The organism is Bacteroides sp. MSSM.1001136sp1_RTP21357st2_D2_RTP21359_211015, from assembly GCF_040913205.1.
Lineage (GTDB): Bacteria > Bacteroidota > Bacteroidia > Bacteroidales > Bacteroidaceae > Bacteroides > Bacteroides ovatus.
Genome location: NZ_JBDFVF010000075.1, coordinates 1 through 1,938, shown reverse-complemented (window position 1 = coordinate 1,938; position 1,938 = coordinate 1). Strand labels below are relative to the sequence as shown.

The following is a 1,938-nucleotide window of genomic DNA, read 5'->3' as shown; positions in this document are numbered from 1 at the left end:
ATGTATAAAAATGAAGCATTATGGATTTAGCAGAAAATCGATTTGGAAAAACTTGGAAACATTTCCTTGAAGCATTGAAAGTAGACTACAATTGTTCTTTAGCCGATGTTTGCCGCGATCAGCATACCACTTTTGGTGGTATGAGTTCCTGGATGTCCAGACGGGGCTATAGCGTTAAACAAGCCAAGGCAGATGTGGTCCGTGATTATTATGGCGGCGTTGAACCCTCCCAACCGACAACTTCCTCTCCTTCATTCACTCAAATAGCACCCGCCATGTTGTCGGAAGAAGAGTTTAGTCTTGCCGGGATCACAATCACCTTTAACAGTGGAACCACCATTTCGGTCAAACGGGCCACACCCGGTGGTGTTATTAAAATGTTGCGCGATTACGAAAGAAAGGAGGGAGATCCATGTATTCTCTAACATCAGCCAATCGCTACTATCTGTACCAGGGCTTTGTTCGTATGAACCTTGGCATTGACGGTTTATTCAAAATTATACGATCGGAAATGAAGGACTTGTCTCCCGTTTCCGGAGATATCTTTTTATTCTTTGGTAAAAACCGACAAAGTGTAAAAATACTGCGTTGGGATGGCGATGGCTTTCTTCTGTACTACAAGCGCCTCGAAGGTGGAAGTTTTGAGTTACCGACATTTAACCCCAATACAGGCAATTACGAGATTTCTTATCAGGTTTTGTCTTTTATCTTAAATGGAGTGTCATTAAAGTCTGTACGGTTGAGAAAGCGTTTTAGGATCTAATTCAACATTCTGATTATTAGTTATTTGCGCTAAAGATATCATCCGGTTTATTTGGCCAATTCGTTGATTTTTTATATCTTTATGCCATGAAAAAGGATGAGATCATAGAGTTATTGAAGGAACAAATCAAGGGATTACGAGATGACAACAACAGACTCTTGGACCAAATAGATGCTTTGATAAAGGAGGTTTCTTCCCTTAAAGAGGCACTCCTTCAAAAAGGCGAATCTCTTAGCAAGCAACAGCGCCTTACTAAGGGACTCGCCAAACTTGTATCCAACACATCCGAACAGCAACAGGCTCCCCAATCTGCCATATCCGAAGAAGAGCGGCAGAAGATAGAAGCGGAAAAAGCAGATAAGCGTAAAGCAAGAAAGAATAATGGGGCCAAACGTGACATGCATTATGAGATGGAGGAAGAAGAACATGTCGTTTATCCCGATGATCCCGATTTTGACATCAATAAGGCCCGGTTGTTTACCACTGTTCCCAGAATATGCGTCCGCTATGAATGTGTACCCATGCGCTTCATCAAGCATGTCTACAAGATACACACCTATACGCAAGAAGGTCGCCTGTTTGAGGGAAAAACACCGGCTTCGGCCTTCTTGAATTCCAGCTATGACGGTTCATTTATTGCCGGATTGATGGAATTACGTTATATACAATCGCTACCTGTTGAAAGAATCATCAACTACTTCGAGAGTCATGGCTTTACGCTGAAGAAACCTACGGCTCATAAGTTGATAGAGAAAGCCTCAAACCTCTTCGAAAATCTTTATAAGTGCATCCGGCAGACAGCTTTGAGTGATCCTTATAAGGCAGCCGATGAAACCTATTACAAAATACTCGTCCCGGAAAAGAACAGCAAGGGAAAAGGAGTCAGGAAGGGATACCTTTGGGTGGTTGTCGGCATAAACACCAGGATGATATACCTGCTCTATGATGACGGCTCCCGGTCTGAAAGAGTTATTCTTAACGAATTAGGCAGTTGCAAAGGTATCATACAAAGCGATGGTTACTCACCTTACCGGAAGCTCGAAAGCGATGCTTATCCCAATATCACACGCATCCCGTGCTTGCAACATATAAAACGGAAATTTATAGATTGCGGTGAGAAGGACCCGGATGCAAAAAGGATCGTGGAGCTGATAAACGCACTTTATCAAAACGAG

General features: G+C 42.7%; 3 protein-coding genes. All 3 read left to right on the top strand.

The genetic code is table 11. The features are described 5' to 3' along the window. The first annotated feature begins 20 nt into the window (after positions 1 to 20). Positions 21 to 425 carry a hypothetical protein gene (locus tag AB5217_RS24770; protein ID WP_004296724.1) on the top strand — a complete coding sequence of 135 codons (405 nt, stop codon included), beginning with the start codon at positions 21 to 23 and terminating at the stop codon, positions 423 to 425. Continuing rightward, complete coding sequence (gene tnpB, locus AB5217_RS24765) at positions 413 to 763, top strand: IS66 family insertion sequence element accessory protein TnpB (protein ID WP_004296723.1); 351 nt, start codon at positions 413 to 415, stop codon at positions 761 to 763. Before AB5217_RS24770 ends, tnpB begins: the two co-directional genes overlap by 13 nt. Before the next feature lie 86 nt (positions 764 to 849). Continuing rightward, the coding region (locus tag AB5217_RS24760; RefSeq protein WP_368117396.1) for an IS66 family transposase at positions 850 to 1,938 on the top strand (1,089 nt) is incomplete at its 3' end.

Bases quoted from the DNA above. Each gene is read 5' to 3' on its own strand.
- tnpB (WP_004296723.1), top strand. From the start codon at position 413: ATGTATTCTCTAACATCAGCCAATCGCTACTATCTGTACCAGGGCTTT.
- AB5217_RS24770 (WP_004296724.1), top strand. From the start codon at position 21: ATGGATTTAGCAGAAAATCGATTTGGAAAAACTTGGAAACATTTCCTT.